The following is a 3205-nucleotide window of genomic DNA, read 5'->3' as shown; positions in this document are numbered from 1 at the left end:
GGCGCACCGCCTGCACCGCAATCGGCCTGCTCGTCCTGATCGCGCTGGCTCCGATCAATCTATTGCTGCGCAGGCGTCCCGAGGACATCGGCCTTCAGCCGGACGGCGATGCCGCCCCAGCCGCAGGCGCTCCAAGACCGATCTCCAATGTGGTCGACGCCGTGTGGGTCAGTACCGACTGGACGCTGAAGCGCGCCGTCGCGACCGCGCGATTCTGGTGGATCGCGCTCGGCTATTTCTGCGGCCTTTACATCTGGTACGCGGTGCAGGTGCACCAGACCAAGTTTCTGCTCGACATCGGCTTCAGCTCCAATGTTGCAGTGTGGGCACTCGGCATCGTCAGCCTCCTCGGCATTCCAGGCCAGATCCTGCTGGGCCATGTCTCCGACCGCATCGGCCGGGAATGGGTCTGGGCGATCAGCTGCGCGGGCTTCGTCGTCTGCTTCGCCGCGCTGATCGCGCTGAAATATCAGCCTTCGCTCTGGCTGGTCTATCTCATGGTGTTCACGCAAGGAGCGCTCGGCTACGGTCTCACCTCGATCATGGGCGCGGTGGTGTTCGAGATCTTCCAGGGCCGGCACCAGGGCAGCATCTTCGGCACCATCATGCTGGCGGCGCTCGCGGGCGGCGCGGCCGGCCCGTGGGTCACCGGCCTGCTCCATGATCGTTCCGGCGACTACACGCTCGCCTTCGGCATCGCCATCCTCGTGAGCGGCTTGTCGGCGCTCGCGATCTGGCGAGCAGCGCCGGGCAAGGTGCGAGCCGTGGCCGGCCGGCTGCACGCGGTCAAGACCGGCTCCGAGTAGGACCTGTACGCACCAAGGTACCTTCGGCGTTTTCGCCGAACGTTAAGCATGTCGCGTCTTGGCGCAATGCGGTGGATCGGCAAGAACGTCTTGGACACCATCGGAACGCTAGTCTCAGCCGATTGCCGTTTATTCCCGATACTTCTGGTCTGACGATGTCCGCCACCGATTGTCTTGCAGCCGAAAAGCCGGACGTGCTCTGGGCCGCGCTCGAACGCGCCGAGGATGCCGTCGTCATCGTCGATGACGCGCACCGTATCGCATATTTCAACCCCGCCGCAGAGAGCCTATGGAAGCTTCCCGCGGCCGACGTGCTCGGCTGCGATGCTGCCGTTCTGACCCTCAATTGCCTCCAGCCTGGCGCGACCGTCGCTTTCCGCGAGGAGATCAGCCTCGTACGGCGCGATGGCAGCCGCATCAGGGCGATGGTGTCGGTGTCGTCAGCGACGGTCAGTAGCTCCGCCCATCATATCGTGTTTGCACGCGACGTCACTGTCGACGCTGACCGCCGCGCAAGGATCGGGCTCCTCCACGCCGTTTCCGACCAGACCAACCGCGCGGTGATCATCACCGATGTCGAGCAGAACATCGTCTATGTCAACTCGGCGTTCACGGCGCTGTTCGGCTACAGTAGCGACGAGGCCGAAGGCCGCCGCGCCAGCGAGCTCATTGCCGGCCGCTACACCGATCGCAGGGCCGTTGCCAAGTGGGTCGGCCGCCTCAAGCGCGGTGGTCATGGCGGCGAGACGGAGGTGCTGGTTTGCGACAAGAACGGGGAGGAAATCTGGGTCTCCGCGCGGATCGATGCCTTCCGCGACGGCAAGGGGCGGGTCAAGTACATCTTCGTGCTGCTCGACGACATCACCGAGACCAAGCAGCTGCGTTCGCTCCAGCAACTCATCATGAGCGCGCTCGCGGACGAGGTGCCGATCGGTGAGATCGCAGACCGGCTGTGCCGCCGCGTCGAGGAGATCGCACCCGACGTCGTCAGTTCGCTGCTTCACATCGACGCCGCCGGCTTGATCCATCCGCTCGGGGGTCCGAGCCTGCCTGAGGATTATTCCCGTGCGCTTGACGGCGTCGCGATCGGCCCCAACGTGGGCTCCTGCGGAAGCGCGGCCTTCCATGGCGAGCCGGTGCTGACGACCGATCTGGAGACGGATCCGCGCTGGCAGCCTTACAAGGCGATGCCGCTCGGGATCGGCCTGCGCGCCTGCTGGTCGACCCCGATCAAGGCCAAGGACGGCCGCGTCATCGCGACCTTCGCGTTCTACTATCGCGAGCCGCGCGCGCCGAGCAATTGGCACCGGCGCATCGTCGAGGCCTGCGTCAGCCTCGGCGCCTTCGCGATCGAGCGCAAGGAGGCCCGCGCCGAGATCGCGCGGCTCGCCTATCACGACATCCTCACCGGCCTGCCGAACCGGGCTCAGCTCCGGCATCTGATCACCACCGCGATCGATGCCTGCCCGACCGGCGGCCACGTTGCGCTGGCCTTCCTGGACGTCGATCATTTCAAGGACGTCAACGACACGCTCGGCCACGCCGCCGGCGACGAGCTCCTGGTCCAGCTGGCGCAGCGCCTGCGCGAGCACATCGGCCCTGGCGACATGCTGGGCCGGCTCGGCGGCGACGAATTCGTCATCTTGCTGCCGCAGCGTGACGCCGCGAGCGCCGGGCGCGTCGCCGCTGACGTCACGGAGGCGCTGGCGCGGCCCCTGCGGCTGGGATCGAAGCTGATGCCGATGTCCGCCAGCATCGGCATCAGCCTCTATCCAGATTACGCCACCGACATCGACACGCTGATGCAACAGGCCGACGCCGCCATGTACATGGCCAAGCAGGGGGGACGTTCGACCCATCGCATCTTCAGCGCCGAGATGAACGGGCTCACCGAGCAGCGCCTGGCGCTGATCGCAGCGCTCCGCCGTGCCGTCGCGGATGGCGCGCTGACCCTCAGCTACCAGCCGCAGGTCCGCAGCTGCGACGGCGCGATCCATGGCGTCGAGGCCTTGGCGCGCTGGCATGATGCCGTGCTCGGCGACGTCTCGCCGGCCAAATTCATTCCGCTCGCCGAGGAATGCGGCCTGATCGAGCAGATCGGCCTGTGGTCGGTGCGCGAGGCGTGCCGGCAGATGGCGAGCTGGCGCCGCGCCGGCCTGAACATTCCTTGCGTGTCGGTGAACCTGTCGCCGATCAACTTCCGCAACGTCACGCTGGCCGCGCGGCTCGAAGACATCCTGGCCGAGCACGATCTGCCTGCGGACGCGCTGATGCTGGAGATCACCGAAGGCGCGTTCATGCAGGACGGCGCCGCAGCGCTGGAGACGATGAACGCGATCCGCGAGCTCGGCGTCGGCCTCTCCGTCGACGATTTCGGCACCGGCTATTCGAGTCTCAGC

Annotated in this window: 2 protein-coding genes; both read left to right on the top strand. The window is 66.5% G+C overall.

Annotation, left to right across the window (positions count from 1 at the left end; genetic code table 11):
• Window positions 1-806, top strand: an 806-nt coding sequence (locus JHD07_RS24130) for an MFS transporter (RefSeq protein ID WP_291626607.1), incomplete at its 5' end; no start/stop codon positions are given.
• A 155-nt stretch (window positions 807-961) separates the two neighbouring features.
• A partial coding sequence (locus JHD07_RS24125) for a diguanylate cyclase (protein WP_291626605.1) occupies window positions 962-3205 on the top strand: 2244 nt, incomplete at its 3' end.

Source organism: Bradyrhizobium sp. (assembly GCF_016462955.1).
Taxonomy (GTDB): Bacteria; Pseudomonadota; Alphaproteobacteria; order Rhizobiales; family Xanthobacteraceae; genus Bradyrhizobium.
Note: the sequence above shows the minus strand (reverse complement) of the source record. Positions and strands in the feature narration are given on the sequence as shown.